The organism is Streptomyces sp. NPDC039465 (assembly GCF_055639315.1).
The window spans coordinates 183,082-203,289 of sequence record NZ_JBVKAP010000011.1; the positions used below are offsets into that span (position 1 = coordinate 183,082).

Annotated in this window: 14 protein-coding genes and 2 pseudogenes; 10 read left to right on the forward strand and 6 right to left on the reverse strand. The window is 72.3% G+C overall.

All coding sequences use genetic code 11. The features are described 5' to 3' along the window. Positions 1–46 precede the first annotated feature (46 nt). A complete protein-coding gene (locus ACZ7LT_RS29875) occupies positions 47–415 on the reverse strand; it encodes an ArsR/SmtB family transcription factor (protein WP_471239235.1) in 369 nt (122 codons plus the stop codon). A 213-nt stretch (positions 416–628) separates the two neighbouring features. Between ACZ7LT_RS29875 and ACZ7LT_RS29880 the strand changes: the two genes are divergently transcribed. From ACZ7LT_RS29880 to ACZ7LT_RS29895, 4 genes are all read left to right on the forward strand, one after another. Then, the gene (locus ACZ7LT_RS29880; RefSeq protein WP_471239236.1) at positions 629–1,990 is read left to right on the forward strand and encodes an NAD(P)-binding domain-containing protein; all 1,362 of its coding nucleotides are present in this window, start codon (positions 629–631) and stop codon (positions 1,988–1,990) included. 8 nt (positions 1,991–1,998) lie between these two features. Beyond that, positions 1,999–3,258, forward strand: coding sequence for an MFS transporter (locus ACZ7LT_RS29885; RefSeq protein WP_471239237.1), 1,260 nt, complete (start codon positions 1,999–2,001; stop codon positions 3,256–3,258). Positions 3,259–3,617: 359 nt separating this feature from the next. Further along, on the forward strand, positions 3,618–4,154 hold the full coding sequence (locus ACZ7LT_RS29890; RefSeq protein WP_471239238.1) for an ArsR/SmtB family transcription factor: 537 nt from the start codon (positions 3,618–3,620) through the stop codon (positions 4,152–4,154). Between the two features lie 17 nt (positions 4,155–4,171). Continuing rightward, the gene (locus ACZ7LT_RS29895) at positions 4,172–5,446 is read left to right on the forward strand and encodes an MFS transporter (protein WP_471239239.1); all 1,275 of its coding nucleotides are present in this window, start codon (positions 4,172–4,174) and stop codon (positions 5,444–5,446) included. Between the two features lie 173 nt (positions 5,447–5,619). Here the strand turns inward: ACZ7LT_RS29895 and ACZ7LT_RS29900 are convergent. Continuing rightward, a pseudogene (locus tag ACZ7LT_RS29900) lies at positions 5,620–5,874 on the reverse strand (DUF4158 domain-containing protein); the annotation flags it as partial. Between the two features lie 337 nt (positions 5,875–6,211). Here ACZ7LT_RS29900 and ACZ7LT_RS29905 point away from each other — a divergent pair. Then, positions 6,212–7,774, forward strand: a complete 1,563-nt coding sequence (locus tag ACZ7LT_RS29905; RefSeq protein WP_471239240.1) for an MFS transporter — start codon at positions 6,212–6,214, stop codon at positions 7,772–7,774. 100 nt (positions 7,775–7,874) lie between these two features. Here the strand turns inward: ACZ7LT_RS29905 and ACZ7LT_RS29910 are convergent, their stop codons facing one another. Next, entirely contained in the window at positions 7,875–9,053 is a 1,179-nt protein-coding gene (locus ACZ7LT_RS29910; protein WP_471239241.1) for an acyl-CoA dehydrogenase family protein, read from the reverse strand. 139 nt (positions 9,054–9,192) lie between these two features. Between ACZ7LT_RS29910 and ACZ7LT_RS29915 the strand changes: the two genes are divergently transcribed. Next, positions 9,193–10,686, forward strand: a complete 1,494-nt coding sequence (locus ACZ7LT_RS29915) for a HEAT repeat domain-containing protein (protein WP_471239242.1) — start codon at positions 9,193–9,195, stop codon at positions 10,684–10,686. 93 nt (positions 10,687–10,779) lie between these two features. Here the strand turns inward: ACZ7LT_RS29915 and ACZ7LT_RS29920 are convergent, their stop codons facing one another. After that, positions 10,780–10,980, reverse strand: a complete 201-nt coding sequence (locus ACZ7LT_RS29920; RefSeq protein WP_019884044.1) for a hypothetical protein — start codon at positions 10,978–10,980, stop codon at positions 10,780–10,782. A gap of 101 nt (positions 10,981–11,081) precedes the next feature. Here ACZ7LT_RS29920 and ACZ7LT_RS29925 point away from each other — a divergent pair, with 101 nt between their 5' ends. Next, positions 11,082–11,804 carry a nitroreductase family protein gene (locus ACZ7LT_RS29925; protein WP_471239243.1) on the forward strand — a complete coding sequence of 241 codons (723 nt, stop codon included), beginning with the start codon at positions 11,082–11,084 and terminating at the stop codon, positions 11,802–11,804. Positions 11,805–12,400: 596 nt separating this feature from the next. Here the strand turns inward: ACZ7LT_RS29925 and ACZ7LT_RS29930 are convergent. After that, on the reverse strand, positions 12,401–15,646 hold the full coding sequence (locus ACZ7LT_RS29930; protein ID WP_471239244.1) for an ATP-binding protein: 3,246 nt from the start codon (positions 15,644–15,646) through the stop codon (positions 12,401–12,403). Between the two features lie 50 nt (positions 15,647–15,696). Continuing rightward, positions 15,697–15,903 (reverse strand): hypothetical protein, encoded by a 207-nt coding sequence (locus ACZ7LT_RS29935; protein ID WP_471239245.1) that lies wholly within the window; start codon positions 15,901–15,903, stop codon positions 15,697–15,699. Positions 15,904–16,608: 705 nt separating this feature from the next. Between ACZ7LT_RS29935 and ACZ7LT_RS29940 the strand changes: the two genes are divergently transcribed. The 3 genes and pseudogenes from ACZ7LT_RS29940 to ACZ7LT_RS29950 form a co-directional block, all read left to right on the forward strand. Then, on the forward strand, positions 16,609–18,744 hold the full coding sequence (locus ACZ7LT_RS29940) for a SpoIIE family protein phosphatase (protein WP_471239246.1): 2,136 nt from the start codon (positions 16,609–16,611) through the stop codon (positions 18,742–18,744). Positions 18,745–18,811: 67 nt separating this feature from the next. Further along, a complete protein-coding gene (locus ACZ7LT_RS29945; RefSeq protein WP_471239247.1) occupies positions 18,812–19,816 on the forward strand; it encodes a PHP domain-containing protein in 1,005 nt (334 codons plus the stop codon). 58 nt (positions 19,817–19,874) lie between these two features. Then, positions 19,875–20,184: pseudogene (locus tag ACZ7LT_RS29950) on the forward strand (hypothetical protein); the annotation flags it as partial. Positions 20,185–20,208 lie beyond the last annotated feature (24 nt).

Here is a 20,208-nt window from a genome sequence, read left to right on the forward strand (position 1 = left end):
GAACGAGATCAGCTGATCCGCAGGCTGCGGGTGATCGGTACTCGAGTCACGCTCCCTTGGCCGCACCCCCCAGAACGGCGCCCATGGCCGCGACAACGGACGGTTCCACGCGGTAGTACACCCAGGTGCCGCGCCGCTCGGAGGAGAGCAGCCCGGCCTCTTTGAGCTTCTTCAGATGGTGAGAGACGGTCGGCTGGGAGACACCGACATCGGAAATGTCGCAGACGCACGCCTCGCCGCCTTCGTGGGAGGCGACGGCCGAGAAGAGCCGCAGCCGTACCGGATCCCCCAGGGCCTTGAACATCGTGGCCGTGCGATCAGCCTCGTCGGCGGTCAGCGGGCGCTCGGTCAGCGGCGGGCAGCACGGGACGACGCCATCCGGCTCCAGCAGCGGCAGCACCTTCGTATTCGACATGCATCTATGTTGACACATGTCGAACTAGCCCGAGAGGCCCCTCGGCAGCCAAAGCCCGCGGCAGCGTGAGCTGCCATAGCCCTGCGGCCACGACCCCGCCGACTCCATCAACGATCTCCCGTTTCGATGAATGTCTATGTTGACGCTCATCGAATCAGGTGCCATCCTGAGGACGCAAGCATCGACGGATGTCGAAACACCGAGGAGTCGACCGTGAACGCGCCTGCCAACACCGATCTGCCCGTCGTCGTCATCGGAGCGGGCCCCATCGGCCTGGCCGCCGCCGCCCACCTTGTCGACCAGGGCCTCGAGCCCTTGGTCCTGGAGGCCGGTGCGCGCGCCGGAAGGGCAGTGGGCGAGTGGAGCCACGTACGGCTGTTCTCCACCTGGGGCGAAGTGGTCGACCCCGCCGCCGAGAAGCTGCTCGCCCCCACGGGCTGGGTCAAGCCGAACGCGGACACCTACCCGACCGGCGGCGACTGGACCGAGCGCTACCTCCGGCCGCTCGCCGACGTACTGGGCGGGGAGCGGGTCCGCTTCGGGGCCCGCGTCACGGGTGTCTCCCGCCTGGGCCGCGACCGGGTCGTCGACGCCGGCCGCGAGCAGCAGCCCTTCACCATCCACATCACCCATGCCGACGGAACCGAGGAGCGGCTCACCGCCCGCGCCGTCATCGACGCCTCCGGCACCTGGTCCACCCCCAGCCCCATCGGCGGCGACGGCCTGCACGCACTCGGCGAGCGCTCCGCCACCGACCGGATCTCCTACCGCGTCCCCGACCTCAAGGACCCGGCCGCCCGCGCCCGCTACGCCGGCAAGCGCACCGCCGTCATCGGCTCCGGCGCCTCCGCCTTCACCGCACTCGCCTATCTGGCGGACCTGGCGAAGGAGGAAGCGGGCACGCACACCACGTGGGTCCTGCGCCGCGGGATCAGCGGCTCCACCTTCGGCGGCGGGGAAGCCGACCAGCTGCCCGCCCGCGGAGCCCTCGGTCTCGCCGCCAAGGCTGCCGTCGACAACGGCTACGCCGACGCGGTGACCGGCTTCCGTACGAACACCGTCGAGCGCAACGGCGAGCAGCTGGTCCTGGTCGCCGAGGACGGCCGCCGTCTCGACCCGGTCGACGAGGTCATCGTCCTGACCGGCTTCCGCCCCGACCTCTCCTTCCTCGCCGAGCTGCGCCTCGGCCTGGACGAGCGCCTCCAGGCTCCGACCGAGCTCGCCCCGCTGATCGACCCCAACCAGCACTCCTGCGGCACCGTTTACCCCCACGGCGTCAACGAGCTCTCCCACCCGGAGAAGGACGTCTACCTCGTCGGCATGAAGTCGTACGGTCGCGCCCCCACCTTCCTCGCCATGACCGGCTACGAGCAGGTCCGCTCCATCGCCGCCGCCCTCGCCGGCGACCAAGAGTCCGCCGAACGTGTCGAGCTGGTCCTTCCCGAGACCGGGGTCTGCGGCGGTGCGGGCCTGTTCGACGCGCCCGAGGCCGCCGAGAACAGCGGTGGCGGCTGCTGCGCGGCCCCGGCCACCCTCACCATCGGCGCCCCCGCCACCGTCTCCGGCGGCTGCTGACCCTCGAAGTGGCCGATCTGCACGACGGTGTGGCCGGGGCCGGGACGAGGGTCCGGTCGCGGCCACGCGCCGTCCTGCCTGCGCTCTGCGCCACCCAGATCACCAGCTGGGGCATCCTCTACTACGCCTTCCCGGTCCTGCTCCCACGCCTGACGGCCGACACCGGCTGGTCCGCGAACGCGGCCACGGCCGCCTTCTCCCTCGCCCTGCTCGTCTCCGGCGCCGTCGGGATCCCGGTCGGCCGCATCCTCGACCGCCGAGGGCCCAGGGCCGTGATGACCGCAGGCTCCGTCCTCGGGGCACTCGCGATCGTGCTCATCGCCGCCGCCCCCAACCTGGCGGTCTTCACGCTCGGTTGGCTACTCGCCGGAGTCACGATGGCGGCCACCTTCTACCCGCCCGCGTTCGCCGCCATCACCCGGTGGTGGGGACCCGACCGCGTCCGGGCCCTGACGATCGTCACCCTCGCCGGGGGCCTCGCCTCCACCGCCTTCGCCCCGCTCACCGCCGCCCTTGCCGAGCACCTCACCTGGCGCCAGACCTACGTCGTACTGGCCGTGATCCTCGCCGCCATCACCATTCCCGCCCACGCCCTCGCCCTACGGGCTCCCTGGCCGGCAGCCCCACCCACCCCATCGACGAACGATCGCACCCCGATCCCCCGCAGCCGCCCCTTCCTCCTGCTGGCCGCAGCCTTCACCCTGTCCAGCTTCGCCATGTACGCCGTCGTGATGGGTCTGATCCCACTCCTCACCGAACGGGGGGCCAGTCCGTCCACGGCAGCCTGGGCTCTGGGACTCGGCGGCGCGGGTCAGACCCTCGGCCGCAGTTTGTACGGAAGCCTGTCCGCCCGCACGTCCGTCACGACCCGCACGGCCACGCTCATTGGCCTTGGCGGCGCCACGACGGCAGCCCTGGCCCTCATCCCGGGCCCCATTCCACTGCTGGTCATCGTCGCGATCCTGGCAGGGGTCGTCCGAGGAAACCTCACCCTCCTCCAGGCCACTGCGGTCACCGACCGCTGGGGCACCACCCACTACGGCCGTCTCTCCGCCCTCCTCGGCGCCCCCGCCCACATCGCCGCAGCCCTCGCCCCTTGGGCCGGAGCCGCCCTCGCCGGACCGCTCGGCGGCTACGGGCATCTCTTCGCCGGCCTTGCCGCGCTTTCACTCATCGCGACGATTCTTGCGGTCATACGCCCAACGAAGGGGCAAACAGCGCCTGTTCATCCCCAACATGGAGACCGCCGAGAAGTGGGACCGGGCTGACCCGATCACACGCACCACGATGGTGCTGGATGCCATCGAGAAGACGGAGAACACGTTCGCCCGGGGGAAGCCGCCCGGCTCCGCAGGGACGCGGTCGCCACCGGGAGCGCAGCGTCCGGACTGCGGCTCTTGGTTCCCGCCGTTAGCCGCACCCGGGCCTGGGCTCCGTAGGTAATGGGTGGGCCCCACTCGAACGGGAAGCACGGCGTCGCTTCGGCGAAGGCCGATTGACCTACAGCTCCCCGGATCGGCAGCGGGGTGGGGGCTTTGACGGAAGGTCTCGCGCGCCGACAGCAGGTTCTGGAAGTCCGCGCGAAATCCCCTTGCTCAATGGTCAAGAATCGTTGACCATTGCTCGCATGCCTACCGATGATCTTCCCGAGACGTTTCACGTCACCACTGACGAGCAGCTGCGCGCCGTCTCCAATCTCACGCGCCACCGGATCATGGCCGCGCTCCGCTTCGAGCCCGCGACGATCACGCAGATCGCCGAGCGGGTGGGCCTTGCGAAGGGGAGTTCCAGCTATCACGTACGGCTGCTGGAGCGGGCCGGCCTGGTGAAGGTGGTACGGACGCGGAAGGTGCGGGGTGTCACCGAGCGGTACTACGCGATGGCCGCGCGGGCGATCGCGCTGCCGGATCCGGGCGAGGGAGGGCCGGATGTGCTGATGCGCCATGCGGTGGCGGACCTGGAGGCGTCGCCGGTGGATGAGCGGCACGTACGGATGGCGCACCTGCGGCTCACCGAGGAGCAGTTCGCACAGCTGGGAGCGCGGTTGCAGGCTCTGGCGGACGAGTACCAGGAGCTGTCCGATCCGTCGCTGCCGGACGCGTCACTCGTCTTCGCACTGTTCCACCCGGCACCGCGCGAGCAGGCCGAGGGGGGCGCCAAGTGACCTCAGACGTTCGGAAGTTGCCAGCCGGGTTCGGACGGCTGTGGACCGCGCAGACGGTGTCCTCGCTCGGTGACGGGGTGTCGCATGCCGCGCTGCCGCTGCTCGCGTTGACGTTGACGCGGGATCCGATGGCGCTCGCCGTCGTCACGGCCGCCGGGACGCTGCCGTGGCTGCTCTTCGGGGTGCTCGGCGGTGCGCTGGTGGACCGCTGGGACCGCCGGCGCACGATGTGGGGCATGGACGCGGCGCGTGCGGTGCTGCTCGCGATACCGGCGGCAGCGGCCGCGCTCGACGTGCTGAGCATTCCGCTGCTCGCGGCCGTCGCCTTCCTGCTTGGCCTCGGCGGACTCTTCTTCGATACGGCCGCCACGGCCTATCTCCCGGATCTACTCGGCCGCGACCCCGCACTCTTGGAGCGCGCCAACTCTCGCTTGCGCGGCGCCCAGACCGCCATGTCCGGCTTCGCGGGGCCGCCTGCGGGCAGTGCGCTGCTCGTGCTCGGGCGGGCGGTTCCGCTGCTAGCCGACGCGGTGTCGTTCATGCTCTCCGCACTGCTCGTACGTACGCTGCCCGCCATGCCCCGGCCCGTGCCGGAGGTCCGCGAGTCGCTGCTTCGGCAGGCGCGGACGGGGGCCTCGTACGTCTTCCGGGACCGGTTGCTGCTCGGGCTCGCGCTGCGTCCGGCGGTCGGGAACGTCGCCTTCCTCGCCGTGGAGACCGTCCTCGCCCTCTTCGCGCACGATCGCCTCGGCATCGACACCTTCGGCTTCGGCCTGCTCCTCACGGCGGAGGCCACCGGCGGTCTGCTCGGTGCGGGCATCGCCTCCTACCTTGGCCGACGACTCGGTACCGGCACCGCACTGACCTGCACGGCCGCAGTCGAAGGGCTTGCCATCCTGGGCCTGGCCGCTGCCCCCAACCCGTACGTGGCCGGGCTGGCGCTCGCCGTCTGCGGGGCCGGCATGGGCGCCACGATGGTGCTCGGGCCCTCCCTCCGGCAGGCGATCGTCCCGGCCCACCTCATGGGCCGGGTCGCCTCCACCTCCCGCATGCTGGCCATGTGCGCCGCCCCCATCGGGGCCTTCCTCGGCGGCTGGCTGGCCACCACCTACGACATCCGCTCCCCGCTCTACGCCGCCGCCGTCCTCCTCCTGGCGATGACGGCCGTCACGGCATCCATGACCAGCAACCGCCGGGTCGAAGCGGCGCTGCGTGCGGCCGCCCCGGCCGGCGGTCCAGATCGCCTGGCATCCAAGGATCCCGCCCAGGAGAGTGCACCCGACTTGTTGTGACGCCTGCCGCGAAGGCGTCACAACAAGCCGGATGCCAGGCCCCGCGGGGCGCAACGAGTGGCCAGGTCACTCGTTGCGCCGACCGTCAATCCTCGTCGTCCTCCGCGGCCTCCGGGTCCCGGAAGGGGCGCGCAGGTCCTGGCCGGGGCCGCTGGCTCCGCCTGAGCCGGCGCGAGCGCGGGATCGGCCCGGTGCGCGGCACGGGCCACCGCCTCGTACAGCCGGCGCTCGGCCGCCGTACGGGCCTCCGGCACCTGCCGGGCCAGCACCGACACCCCCGGCAGCAGCACCCGGTTCTTGCGCAGCCACGTCACCGCGTGGTTGAACAGCGCCACCGGCCCCTCCGCGTGCGTCCACGCCCGCCCGTACAGGAACCCGCGGAACTCCCGCCCCCACCGCCTGTCGGTGAAGTCGCGGTACTTGAACACACCGAAGCTCACCCGATCGACTACCGGCGACGCCGCCAGGCGCTGCAAGGCTGGTCGTTGGCCAGCGAGACATGGGGCTCGATCATCGCTCAAGAATGGTGCTCGGTAACTGGAGGGCATTAAATCCGCCCAGTCGCAACCCTCCGGAAGCCATGAAATCCTTCAACTCGCAAATCACCAGAGGGCACAAAATTGTTCAGTCTGCAAATCCGGCAGAGGGCATATAGTGCGTTCAGCCGCAACAGTATTGACAAGAAACTCCAAACTTGACGGCGTCGTGGGGTTTGCTTATGGTCCAGTCGTTCAGGTTCCCGCCGATCGATATCTGAAGGTATTCATGACCGCGCCTCCAACGTTGCCGAAGTTCAGGCAGCAGTTGATTCTTGCCGTTCTCATGTTGTGTTCGCTGCTGATTTGGCTGGACAATACCGTCCTGAGTACTACGCTGGAGACCCTTGCAGACCCGATCCATGGACTGGGGGCCAATCCCGGTCAGCTGCAATGGGCGACCGGTTCGTACACTCTGGCCTTCGCCACATTAATGTTCACTGCAGGCGCATTGGGCGATCGGTTCGGTCACCGGACTGTGTTTTCCAGTGGGTTGGTGATCTTCGCCGGGTCCTCGCTGTGGGCGGCGTGCGCAAGCGATGCGGGCCAGCTGATTGCGGCTCGAGCCGCGATGGGGGTGGGCAGCGCGCTGATCACGCCCGCCATGTTGGCCATCCTTATGTGGACCTTTACCGGCCCAGCGCGGGCTGCCGCGATCGGCATTTTCTCGACGTCGGCCGGTGTCGGAATGGCTGCCGGCCCGGTGCTGGCGGGGTTCCTGCTCGATCATTTCTGGTGGGGCTCGGTCTTTCTGATCAATGTCCCGGTCGCGGTATTGGCGTTGGTCGGGCTCGCCGTGCTGGTTCCGAATTTCCGCAGCCCCACTCTGCGGCCACTGGACCCCGCTGGAATGTTGCTGTCGATCAGTGGGCTCGTGGCGTTGGCCTACGGGCTGATCCGGGCGGGGCAAGTGGCTGTATGGAGTCGTACCGACGTCTGGGCGCCGATCGTTGCCGGTCTGGTTCTGCTGGCCGTTTTCGTACTCGTCGAACTGCGTGTCAAGGTGCCCAGCTTTGATCCGCGCCTGCTCGCGCAACGCACATTCGGTGGCGGCAATGTGGCGCTCGGATTACTGCTCTTTGCTGTGGCCGCCATCACCTTCTACAACGCGTTCTACCTGCAAGGCGCGCTCGGATTTTCGCCGATGAAGGCGGGTTTGGCCAATATCCCGACCGCATTCGGCGCGCTCGCGGGGGCGCCCCTCGCCACGCGCCTGGTTCGCCGCCTGTCGCTACGCCTTGTCACCGTGCCGGCGCTAACCGTGGCTGCGCTGACCATGGGCGGGTACGGGTTCCTCGGACTCCACACTCCACTCGTCTGGATCGAGATCCTGTTGTTGATACAGGGCCTCTCGATCGGCATGGTGATCGGCCCCGTTACGGCCGCATTGATCAGCAACCTGCCGTTGGACCAGGCCGGTGCAGGATCGGCCGTCACCAATACCGTGCGGCAAACCGGCAGTGTGATCGGAATCGCAGTAGGCGGCACGATCATGTCGATCACGTACCGACGTGCGATCGAACCTTCGCTGGAGGGTGCACCCGGTCCGGTGCAGGATCAGGCGCGAGTCTCCGCCGAACAGGCCCGCCACGTCGCCACCGCTATCCACCGGCCCGCTCTCGCCCAGGCTGCTGATGATGCGTTCATCCATGCTATGCACGTCGGCGCGGGCTGGATCGCGGTCATCGCACTCCTCGGAGCAGCTGTGCTGCTGATTACCTTGCCTGCTGGCGGAAAGAAGAAGGGCCCGATACCAGAGCCGGACTTCGAAGAGGCCCGCAGCTCCGTCTGAGCCTCCACACGAGCTCGGCAGCGACGCCAGGCTGACCAGTGTCGATTTCGGCGAACACTAGCCTCGGTAGGTGCCAACCATCGTCTGTCGTCACAGCGTCTCAGCGGCGTACGCGCGGCATGCCCAAGCCGATCCAGGAGATGATTTCGCGCTGGATCTCGTTGTTGCCGCCGCCGAAGGTGAAGATGACGGCCGAGCGGTAGCCGCGTTCCAGTTCGCCGTGGAGGACCGCGCCCGCCGAGCCCTCCTTGAGGGCGCCGGCCGCCGCGACGATCTCCATCAGCCAGGCGTAGGCGTCGCGGCGGGCCTCGGAGCCGTACACCTTGACGGCGGAGGCGTCCTGGGGGGTGAGCGTGCCGGTCTGGACGGCGTTCACCATCTGCCAGTTGAGGAGCTTCATGGCGTCGAGGCGGGTGTGGGTCTGCGCGAGGCGCCTTCTGACCCAGGCGAGGTCGACGACGCGGCGGCCGTCGGCGAGTTTGGTGTCGGCGGCCCAGCGCTGGACGTCGTGGAGGGCACGGATGGCCATCGTGCCGTGGGCGGCGAGGGTGACGCGCTCGTGGTTGAGCTGGTTGGTGATCAGCCGCCAGCCCTGGTTCTCTTCGCCGACGCGGCGGGTGACGGGGACACGGATGTTCTCGTAGTAGCTGGCGGTGGTGTCGTGCGAGGCGAGGGTGTTGATGAGGGTGCAGGAGTAGCCCGGGTCGGACGTCGGCACCAGCAGCATCGTGATGCCCCTGTGGGGCGGGGCGTCGGGGTCGGTGCGGACGGCGAGCCAGACCCAGTCGGCGGTGTCGCCGTTGGTGGTCCAGATCTTCTGGCCGTCGACGACGTACTCGTCGCCGTCCCGGACGGCCCGGGTCTTGAGCGCGGCGAGGTCCGTGCCCGCGTCGGGTTCGCTGTAACCGATCGCGAAGTCGATCTCTCCGGAGAGGATCTTCGGCAGGAAGTACGCCTTCTGCTCGGCCGTGCCGAACCGCATGATCGTGGGGCCGACGGTGTTGAGCGCCATCAGCGGCAGGGGTACGCCGGCCTGGGCGGCCTCGTCGAAGAAGATGAACTGTTCCATCGGGGTCAGTCCGCGTCCGCCGTACTCCTTCGGCCAGCCGACCCCGAGCCAGCCGTCCGCGCCGAGACGGCGGATGGTCTCGCGGTAGAAGCGCTTCTGGGCGGCGGGGTCGGCGTAGCGGGCGTAGACGTTGTCGGGGACCAGTACGTCGAAGTAGGCGCGCAGTTCGGTGCGCAACCGCTGCTGTTCAGGCGTGTATTCGAGGTGCACGGCCCCTCCAGGCGTCGTCTCGCGCTCATGTCCGCCGTCCGCGCCGGTTCACCGCGGCGGGCGCAAGAGTAGAACCTGTTTCAGCAATCCGGAAGGGGGGTGCGGGGCGCGTCCCGGGGAGGCTGAGAGGATCACGCTCATGGGAGATCAGCTGATGCGGACGGCGTTCGCGGACCCGGACGCGACGGAACCCGAACGGGCCGCGGCACTCGACGAGTTGCGCGGGAGGACGGCGCTGCACGCGGCGTGGATCCTGGGGCTCGCCGTGAACAAGGCGGCCCCGGCGTCCGTCGCCCGGCGGGTCTTCACCGTGGACCCCCTGCCCGGGGAGGGGCGCTGGCTGAGTTGGAGCCGGCTGACTCCGGCGGCTGCGCGGGCCGCCGCGGCCCACCCCGACCCGAAGGCCCGCCGGATGCTCGCCGAGAACCCGGACCCGGTGGTGCTCAGGCTGCTGGCCGCGGACCCACAACCCCGGGTCCGGGCCGGCGTCGTGCTCACGGCGGATCACTACGGTGTCGAGCTGGGCCTCGACACCGTACGGAAGCTCGCCCATGACCCGGAGCCGAGGGTGCGCCACTGGGCCGTGGGGCTCCCCGGGCTGCCCGAGGACGAGGCACTGGCTCTGGCCGAGGACTCCGACCCGCGGGTACGGGCCGCCGCGCTCTCCGCCTGGAGCTGGCCCCGGCTGCGGCCGGAGGTGCGCGCCGCCGCCGAGGCCGACCCCGATCCGGGGGTGCGCAAGGCGGTCGAGCGGGCCACCCGGGTCGAGGCTCCGCTGCCGACGACGGTCGAGGCGTTCGAGGCGTTCGAGGCGTTCGAGGCTGAGGAGGACGGGCGGCGCCGCCGGGACGCCGCGTACGAGGCCGCCGCCGACGAGGACCTCGCCCGGCTGCTCGTGACGCACGAGGATGCCGGGATACGCGCCGGGGCGGCCCGTAATCCGCACGTGCCCAGGGACCTGGCCCTCTCGCTCGCCGCCGACCCCGACGACTGGGTCCGGCTGAGCCTCTCGCTCCGCGCCGACCTGGCCGAGGAGCAGCGCGCCGCGATCGACTACACCGTGCCCGAGGGCCGGCATCGCGTGCCGGACTGGATCAAGGAGCGGTACGGGGACCCGGAGGCGCTGCGGGAGCTGGCCGCCTCCTCGCACGTACTGCTGCGCCGGGCCGTCGCCGAGGCACCCGAACTCCCCGACGACGTAGTCGAGTTGCTGGCGTCGGACGAGGACTTCTTCGTCCGGCTGACGCTGTGCGAGGGCAAGCAGGCCCCGCACGAGCTGCTCGTGGACATGCTCAGGAGCTGGAACGGGCTGAGCAAAGGCTCCCTCGTCCACCGCCCCCACTTCGCCCGCCCGGGCCTCGCACGGTTCGCGGACGACCCGGACGAGTGCTTGCGGTACGCGGCGTTCTTCGACCCGGAGGGGGGTCCCGAGCTGATCGAGCGCCTGTCGCACGACCCGGCACGCTGGGTCCGCGCCCATGCCGCGCGCGATCCGCGGCTGCCGTACGGGCGGCTGGTCGAGCTGCTCGACGAGGACGGGGAGCCCGAGGCGGCCGCGTTCAATCCCTCCCTGCCGGTGGAGCTGATGCACCGGTTGCTGGACCTGGCGGGGGTGGCCCCGGCGGCCTCCTGATCAGGCGCGGGCGGGCCGGGACAGAGGTGTGCGCCGCCGCCCGGGGCGGCGGCGCCCTGCGGATCGATCGGGTCTACAGCGGCGGCGCCGCTGTCAGGGCAACAGCTCGTCGAGGGATGCCCGGCCTCTTTCGGCCATACGCCGCTCGGCCCAGGCGAGGTTCTCGGGTGTGATGTCCCGGCCCGACGCCAGCACCAGATCCTCGGCGGCGAATTCGCCCTCCGAGCCGGTGTGCAGGATGCTGTCGGGGGTCGGGCCCTGCCGCTTCGAGGTCGAATCGGACTCAGCGTTCATGCCGCCTCCTCGTTCGTCCGGATGACGTCATTCTCGTTTCCTGCCACCGGTCCCGCATCCGGGCGCGGCGGTGGCCCCCTGCGGTCCTATGCTCCGCGGTCATGAGCGATGATCAACGCCTGGCCGCCGACGACGATCCCGGTCTCTTCGACATCATGTCCACCACGCGCGCGATGCGGCGGCTGCGGCCCGATCCGGTGCCCGAGGAGCTCCTCGACCGGCTGATCCAGGCGGCGGTCTGGGGCCCGAGCGGGTCGAACGCGCAGCGTTACCAGTACGTCGTGGTCACCGACCGGGCCGTGATGGCGCGGCTCGCCCCGCTGTGGCAGCGATGTGTGGACGCCTACCTGGCGACGGCGGGCAAGCACCCGCCGCGGGGCATGGACGAGACGTCGTATGAGCGGCTGGTGGCGGCCGTCCGCTACCAGCGCGACCGGTTCGCCGACACCCCGGCCCTGATCATCCCTTGCTACCGCTATCCGGCCCCGCGGCCCGATCTCGCCGGCGCGAAGGCGTCGGCGGCGGCGCTGGGGCCGGGCGGCCTGGCCCGGCTGATGCGCGGGCAGGCCCGTTTCTCGGTGCTCGCGGAGGCGTCGAGCGTGTATCCGGGCGTGCAGAATCTGCTCCTCGCGGCCCGGGGCCTAGGCCTCGCGGCCACGCTGACCATCTGGCATCTGATGCTGGAGCGGGAGTGGAAGCGGGAGCTGGGGATCCCCAGGGACGTGCGGACGTTCGCGGTGATACCGGTGGGCTGGCCGGTCGGCCGGTTCGGTCCGGTGAGCCGCAAGCCGGTACGGAGCGTGGTGCACCGGGACGGGTGGTGACCGCGTGTCGAAGTGGCCCTCGGCGGGCCGCTACCCCGGGAGCCCCCGGGGCCCATGTGGCCAGCGGGCCGGCACTACCCCCGGGAGCCTCCGGGCCCCCTGTGGCCGGCCGGGCCGCGGTGCGGTGCACCGGGACCCAGGACGCCGGGGAAGCCTGCTGGCGGCTGTGACCCGGCCGGCTTCCTGCCCGGGCGCGGGGTCGCGCGTGGCTCGCGGGCGAGGCCGGGACGGTACGGGAGCTACGGCGGCATCGGGCCGCGCCGAGCGAGGACGGCTGAGGCCCACACCAGCGGCTGCCCCCGGGCGAGGAGGGCCGACGTCCACGCCAAGGCGGCCCCCACCGGGCAGGAGCTCAGGCGCACAGCAGGCGGCTACCTCCAACCGGGCAGGCGCCCAGGCTCACACCAGGCGGCAGCCCCAACCGCGCAGGGCTGAGGCTCACACCGGCGCTACCCCCACCGGGCAGGGCGAGCCTCACACCCGGCGGCAGCCCCCAACCGGGCAAGGCCGACGCCCACACCAAAGCGGCAGCCCCCAGCCGCGCAGGAGCTCAGGCTCACCCCCGGCAGCAACCCCCAGCCGCGCAGGGCTGAGCCTTACACCAGGGCCGCCGCCTCCCGGATTTCCAGGGCGCGGCCCTCCTCGTAGGCGTGGGCGTAGTCCGCCGCGGGGAGCGCGGCGCGCGCGGCGGATTCGGCGTGGGAGCGGATGGCGCGCTCGGTCGCCTCGGCGAAGGGGCGGAAGCCGGGGCCCCCTGGGGTGCCGCTGTGGCGGTCGTACGCGCCGAGGAGGCGGGCGCCGTCGTCCGCCGGGCCGACGGCCGCCTTGGCCCAGGCGGCCGCGGGGAACTGGCCGACCACGATGTACGGCGCGACGACGTAGGCGAGCGGCTCCAGCGCCCGGACGGCGCGGGTGAGGTGCGCGGCGGCCCGCTCGTAGGCGCCGTCGAGGCAGTCCAGCCAGCCGTGGAGGCCGAGGGCCATACCGCGGAACATGCCGGGGGTGTGGTCGCCGAACCCGTCCTCGATGCGGCGCAGTTGTTCGCGGGCGAGGCCGCGGCGGTCCGTCCGGGCGTAGTGGTGCAGGAGCAGCAGCCGGGCCGTGGAGACGCCCTCCGGGCTGAACTCCTCGGCCTCGTCGGCGGCCTCGACGAGCATTCGTTCGGCCCGCTCGCGCTCATGGGTGTCGCTCGCCGTGGTGAGGCGCAGGCCGGCGAGGCGGGCCTTGAAGACGGGGACCTGGGTGCGGGCGCCGATGTCCGCGGCGGCGCGCATGGCCGCGGCGAAGTCCGCGGCCGCCTCCCGGTCGCGGCCGGCCCGTTCGTTGGCCTCGCCACGCGCGCAGAGCGACTCGGCGATGCCCCACGCGTCCTGGGCGGCCTGGAAGAGCGCCAGCGCCTCGTCGGCGTCGCCGGAGGCGTCGTTGAGGAGTTTGGCCCGCATGAGGAGGAGGGAGCCGAGCTCCCAGCCGAGTTTCTCGGCGCGGCAGGCGGCGACGGCCGCGTCCAGGGTGGTGGTGAGGTCGGGGTACTCGCCGACCATGAGCCGGGCGAAGAACCACACGGAGCCGGGCTGGCGGCAGTTCTGCGGCAGTCCCGGCCGGTAGGCGTCGATGACGGCGGTCAGCCGGGCGACCGTCTCCGGCCGCTGGAGGGCGGTGGCGCCGTCGCCGCCCTCGGAGGCGAGCACGAGGAGCCGCCCGCCCCTGCGGGCCTCCCACAGCTGTTCCTCGTCCCACGGCGGCGGTGTGTCGGTCACGCGCGCGGTGAGGGCGACCGCGGGCCGTACGGGCGGTGCGAAGGGGTCGGGGCCGAGGGCGGCCGCCGCGGCGGACCAGACCCGTGCGTCGTTCTGGTGGTTGCGCAGCTGCCAGAACCAGCTCATGGACAGGACCAGGCACAGCGCATCCTGCTCCTCGCCGAGTTCGGTGGCGGTGCGCAGCGCGGCCCGTACGTTGTCGTGCTCGGTTTCGAAGCGGCGCAGCCAGACGGCCTGGCCGGGCCCGCGCAGCTCCGGCTCGCCGGTGCGGACCAGCTCGCGCAGGGCCCGCAGATGGCGGCGTGCGGTCTCCTCCCCCTCGCCGGCCTCCGCCAGCCTCAGGGCGGCGTATTCGGCGACGGTCTCCAGCAGGTGGTAGCGCATGTCGCCGTCCGGGGTGGGGCGGGCGACGACGAGCGACTTGTCGACGAGAGAGCCGATCAGTTCGAGGGTGCCCGGCTCGGCGCAGACGGCTTCGGCCTCGGCCAGGGCGCAGCCGCCGGCGAAGACGGACAGGCGGCGCAGGACGGCCCGTTCGGCGTCGTCGAGGAGGTCCCAGGACCAGTCGACGACCGCGCGCAGCGTCTGCTGGCGGGGCAGGACGGTACGGGCGCCGCTGCTGAGGAGCTTGAAGCGGTCGTCGAGCCGGTCGGCGATCTGGCGCGGGCTGAGGGCGCGCAGCCGGGCGGCGGCGAGTTCGATGGCGAGGGGCAGTCCGTCGAGGCCGCGGCAGATCTCGGCGCAGGCGTCGGGGTCGTCGTCGGCGCGGAAGCCGGGGCGGGCGGCGGCGCCGCGGTCGGCGAGGAGCCTCAGGGCCACGTGCGGCGGGAGGGGTTCGACGGGGCGTACGGTCTCGCCCGGGACGCCGAGCGGTTCGCGGCTGGTGGCGAGGATGGTGACGCCGGGGCAGCGGGTGAGGACGGTCTCGGCGAGCCGGGCGGCGGCGTCCACGACGTGCTCGCAGTTGTCCAGGACGAGGAGCAGCCTGCGGCGTCCGCAGTGCTCGACGATCCGGCTCACCGGGTCGGGGCCCTGCGGTTCGGGCGACCCGCCGCCCCACATGTGGGTCTCGCGGGCGCCAAGTGCGGTGAGGACGGCCTCCGGGACGCCGTCGGCGTCACGTACGGGGGCGAGTTCGGCGACGTACGGGCCGTCCGTCCAGACGTTGGGGCGGGCGGCCAGGGCGGCCTCGGCAGCCTCCAGGGAGAGCCGGGTCTTGCCGACACCGCCCGTGCCCAGCAGGGTGATCAGACGGTGGGTGACCAACTCCTCGGCGAGGTCGGTGAGTTCGGCGTCGCGGCCGACGAAGGAGGTGAGCCGGGCCCGCGGGGCGGGGCGGGGCCTGGGGGATGTGATGAGCAGTTCGGCGTGGAGGGCGCGCAGTTCGGGGCCGGGGTCGGTGCCGAGCCGGTCCGCGAGGGCGGTACGGACGTCCTCGTACGCCTGCAGGGCCTCGGCCTGCCGTCCGGCCGCCCGCAGGGCGCGGATCCGCAGGGCCTGGAGGGGCTCGTCCAGGGGCTGTTCGGCGGCGAGGGCGGCGAGCGGTACGAGGGTGTGGGCGGCGCGGCCGAGTGCCACGTCGGCGGCGAGGCGGTCGCGGCGGGCATCGGTGTGGCGGCGTTCGGCGCGGACGACGAGGGGGTCGCCGGCGCGGCCGGGCAGGTCGGCGAGGGCCGGGCCGCGCCACAGGGCGAGGGCGTGGTCGAGGAGCCGGGCGGCCGTGGCGGGGTCGCCCGCGGCGAGGGCGTCGGAGCCTTCGGCGGCGAGGCGTTCGAAGCGGAAGAGGTCGACGGCGTCCGGGGCGGCGGCGAGGCGGTAGCCGCCGGGCGCGGAGGCGACGGCGTCCCGGCCCAGGGCCCGCCGCAACCGCCCGACCAGGGCCTGGAGCGCCGCGTGAGTGTCGGCGGGCGGGTCCTCGTCCTCCCCCCAGATCCACTCCGTCAGCGCGGCGGCACCGACCACGCGCCCGCCGGCCGCGGCCAGCGCGGCGAGCAGCGCCCGCAGCCGGGGCCCGCTGAGCGGCACCTCGCCGCCGTCCGACCGATGGGCTCGGGTGGGCCCGAGTACGCGGTAGTCCGTGATCACCGGTCCATTCTCCACCGGGGCACCGACAGTCCCTGGGGCCGTGGCGGGCCCTACTCCCCTACCGCCGGGTGGCGCAGTGTGCTGAGGGCGCCGCCGAGGGCGTCCGCGAAGCGGACGGTGACGCCGGGGACGGCCGCCTGGGCGGGGACGATCGTCGGGTCCGGGCCGTGGCCGCGCGGGGCCGCGAGGACGCCGGGGTCGTCGAAGCCGCGCAGCCTTCGCCATCGGCACGCGGCCGCGAAGCGCCGAGAGGCCACCGCGCGGCCGGTCGTTGGCGTCGCGGTCGGGGCAGCGGTGTCGAGCCATGGCCCCATGCCCGCGGCGGGGCAAGCGCCCAAGCCATGAGGCTGGTCCGTCCGGACAGTAGCGCCGCGGGCGGGTCAGCAGCGTCGCGGCCATGACCCCACGCCGCCGGGCTCATCCGTCCGCACGGTTGCGCCGCGCGCAGGTCAGCAGCGTCCCGGCCGCCGGGCTCGGCCGCCCGGACAGTAGCGCCGCGCCGCAGGTCGACAGCGTCCCGGCCACGACCCCACGCCGCCGGGCTCGGCCATCCGGACAGTAGCGCCGCACGCGGGTCGACAGCGTCCCGGCCACGACCCCACGCCGCCGGGCTCGGCCGCCCGGACAGTAGCGCCGCGCGCGGGACAGCAGCGTCGCGGCCATGACCCCACGCGGCCGCCGCGCGGCCCGAGCGGCAGCCTCGCCGGCGGGTCGGCGGCGTCGCGGCCATCACCCACGCCGGCTGCCGACCCGCGCCGTGAGGCTCCTGCGTTCGGGCAGTTGTGCCGTGCGCGGGTCCGCGGGTCCGGGCCATGGTCCGGGCACCCGCGGCGAGGTGGGCCGCCCGCGCCGTCGGGCTCGGCCGTCTGGGCGGTTCCCGTGGCGGAAACAGCCTTTCGTGTCGATGGTTTGCCGTGTCGTCGCCATGGCATTCCGGGTCACCGGGTTCGACAATGGGGGGGATGACCGACGACGACCGACGACAGCGCATCGGGTCGCCGCCGCGCCCGGCACCGGACGGGCAGCACGGCGGCGAGATCGGGCCCATGGAGCGGCTCGCCATGAACCGCACCGGCAGCTTCGACTGGGACCTGGACTCCGCGACGATCGACGTCGACGAGGCGGGCCTGCTGGTCTTCGGGCTGGACCCGGAGACGTTCGACTCCCGCCCGGTCTCGCTGGTGCACCGGCTCGAGCCGGACGAGCGCGCCCGGCTGGACGCGGTCATCCGCGAGGCCCTCTCCAGCGGCCGATCCTCGTACACCGCGCATTTCCGCATTCCGCGCGAGGACGGCGGCGAGCAGTGGACCCATGTGCAGGCCCGCATCCTGCGCGACGCCACGGGACAGGCGCACCGCATCGTGGGGATCGTGCGGGACACGACGGCCGAGGTCACCCATTCGGCCTTCGTCCTCGAACTGGAAAAGCGGCGGCAGGTGCAGACGAGCATCGTCGAGCGCACCACGCACGCCCTCTCGCGCGCCGTGACCGTGGACGACGTCACGGCGGCGCTGACCGGACCGGGCGGTCTGGCCCGGCTCGGTGCCGACGGTCTGGCGCTCGGCCTGATCGAGAACGGGTCGGTGAACGTCATCGCGCTGAGCGGTGAGTCGCTGGAGATCCTGGACGACTTCCGCACGCGACGGCTGGAGCACGGGACGCCGCTGGCCGAGACGGTCCTCGGCGGGCGGCCCTTGTTCGTCAGCAACTTCGCCGGCCTGGGCCGGGACTATCCGGCGCTCGCGCCGTACGTGGGGCGGTTGAAGTTCCGAGCCGCCGCGTATCTGCCGCTGGTCGCGCAGGCCCGTTCGCTCGGCGGCATGGCGCTCTTCTACCGGGCCCGTACGGCCTTCAACGCAGACGAGCGCAATCTCTGCCTGGGTCTGGCCGCCATCGTCGCGCAGTCCCTCCAGCGGGCGATCCTCTTCGACGAGGAGCGGGAGCTGGCCACGGGGCTCCAGGCGACGATGCTGCCGCGCCGGATCCCGGAGATCGCCGGCGGGGAGATCGCGGTCCGCTACCACGCGGCGTGGAGCGGCCGTCAGGTCGGCGGGGACTGGTACGACGTCGTTCCCCTGCCGCGCGGCCGGGTCGGAATCGTCGTCGGCGACGTCCAGGGCCATGACACGCACGCCGCCGCGATCATGGGGCAGTTGCGGATCGCGCTGCGGGCGTACGCGGGCGAGGGACACGCGCCCTCGACGGTGCTGGCGCGGGCCTCGCGTTTCCTCGCCGAGCTGGACACGGCCCGGTTCGCGACCTGTACGTACGCGCAGGTGGATCTGTCGAGCGGGACGGTACGGGCGGTGCGGGCCGGGCATCTGGGCCCGCTGATCCGGCACACGGACGGCCGGGTCGGCATTCCGAAGCTGCGCGGCGGGCTGCCGCTGGGCGTGGCGTCGGTCTTCGGCGACGAGGAGTTCCCCGAGACCCGGCTCGATCTCGTTCCGGGCGAGACGCTGGTGCTGTGCACGGACGGTCTGGTCGAGCAGCCGGGATCCGACATCGACGAGGGTTTCCAGGCCCTGTCGGACGCCATCAGCAGCGGGCCGCCGCAGGCGGAGGCGCTCGCCGACCATCTCTCCGAACAACTGTGGGAGCGCTGGGGTTCGGGCGACGACGTGGCGCTGCTGGTGCTGCGGCGCAGCCCCGACCCGGGGACGCCGCGCGCGCCCCGCATCCACCAGTACATCCACCAGGCCGATCCGCAGGGCCTGTCGGACGCGCGCGCGGCCGTCTCGCAGGCACTGCGGGACTGGGACATGGGCGCGCTCGCCGATGACGCGGAGCTGATCACGGGCGAGCTGCTGGTGAACGTCCTGCTGCACACCGAGGGCGGCGCGGTGCTGACGCTGGAGGTGCTGCCGGAGCCGGTACGGCGGGTGCGCCTGTCGGTGCAGGACCGCTCCAGCGCCTGGCCCCGGCGCCGTACGCCCGGCGAGGCGGCGACCTCCGGGCGCGGCCTGCTGCTCCTGGACGCGCTGGCCACGCGCTGGGGCGTGGAGCCGCGCGGCGAGGGCAAGGCGGTGTGGTGCGAGATCGGGCCGGAGCGGGGTGGCCGGGGCAACGGCGGGTCCGGGCACAGCGGCCTCCGCTGACGTACTGATTTCCGCTGACATGCCGACGAGCTGACGAGCTGACGAGCTGACGTAAGGAGACGCGGCGATGGACCCGGTGACGGCGCTGGACCGGATCGCGTTCCTGCTGGAGCGGTCCCAAGAACCCACGTACCGCGTCCGCGCGTTCCGCAACGCGGCGGAGGCGGTCGCGGCGATGGCGCCGGGCGAGGCCGAGCGCCGGGCCGTGGCCGGGACGCTGGAGGAGGTCAAGGGCATCGGCCCGAAGACGGCCAAGGTGGTACGGGAGGCGCTGGCCGGTGAAGTTCCGTCCTACCTGGTCCGTTTGGAGGAGGAGGCCCCGCTGCCCCGGACGGAGAGCGGTGAACGGCTGCGGGCCGCGCTGCGCGGGGACTGCCATCTGCACTCCGACTGGTCGGACGGCGGCTCCTCGATCGAGGCGATGGGGCGGGCCGCGGCAGCGCTCGGCCATGAGTGGGCGGTACTGACCGACCACTCACCGCGGCTGACCGTCGCCCGCGGGCTGTCGCCCGAGCGGCTGCGTGAGCAGCTGGAGGTGGTGGCGGAGCTCAACGAACGGTGGGCGCCGTTCCGGCTGTTGACGGGCATCGAATGCGACATCCTGCTGGACGGCTCCCTGGACCAGGAGCCGGAGCTGCTCGAACAGCTCGACCTGGTGGTGGCCTCGGTCCACTCCAAACTGCGGATGGACGCGCCCGCGATGACCCGGCGGATGGTGAAGGCCGTCCGCAACCCGCTGATGGACGTGCTCGGCCACTGCACGGGCCGGCTGATCACCGGCCGGGGCCGGCCCGAGTCCACGTTCGACGCGGACCGGGTCTTCGAGGCGTGCGCGGAGTCCGGCACAGCGGTCGAGATCAACAGCCGCCCGGAACGCCTGGACCCCCCGCGCCGCCTGATCCACCGCGCCCTGGAGGCGGGCACGCTCTTCGCCGTCGACACGGACGCGCACGCCCCGGGCCAGCTGGACTGGCAGATCTTCGGCTGCGCCCGCGCGGAGGAGTGCGGGGTCCCGCCCGAACGGGTGATCAACACCTGGCCGGCGGACCAGCTGCTGGAGTGGGCGGGCTAGTGGAGTGGGCGGGCTAGTGGACGCGTGAGCAGGAGGAGGCCCGCAAAAGGGGGCGGTCGGGCAGGACGCTGACAGTCCGCAATTCATCCCCGTGCTCAGCAGGGTGCGGGCCAGTCTGCCCGTCGGCGTCCCCGCACCAGGCCCAGCCCGGCGCGGTTGCCGCGGACAAGTCCCACTCGTCCCGCGGTAACCGCACCTACCTGCGCAAACGCAAGATTGAGGCGGCCATCCCGGAGAAGAGGGACCAGGACACCAACCGCAAGAAGAAGGGCGCAAGGGGCGGCCTGCCCGTCAGCCACGATGTCTGGATCGACGACCTCCTGAAGGCCGCCAACCGATCACAGCAGTGGTCGAGCCGGGTTCCGGCGCGGCAATGAGTCTGCGGGCTGCTG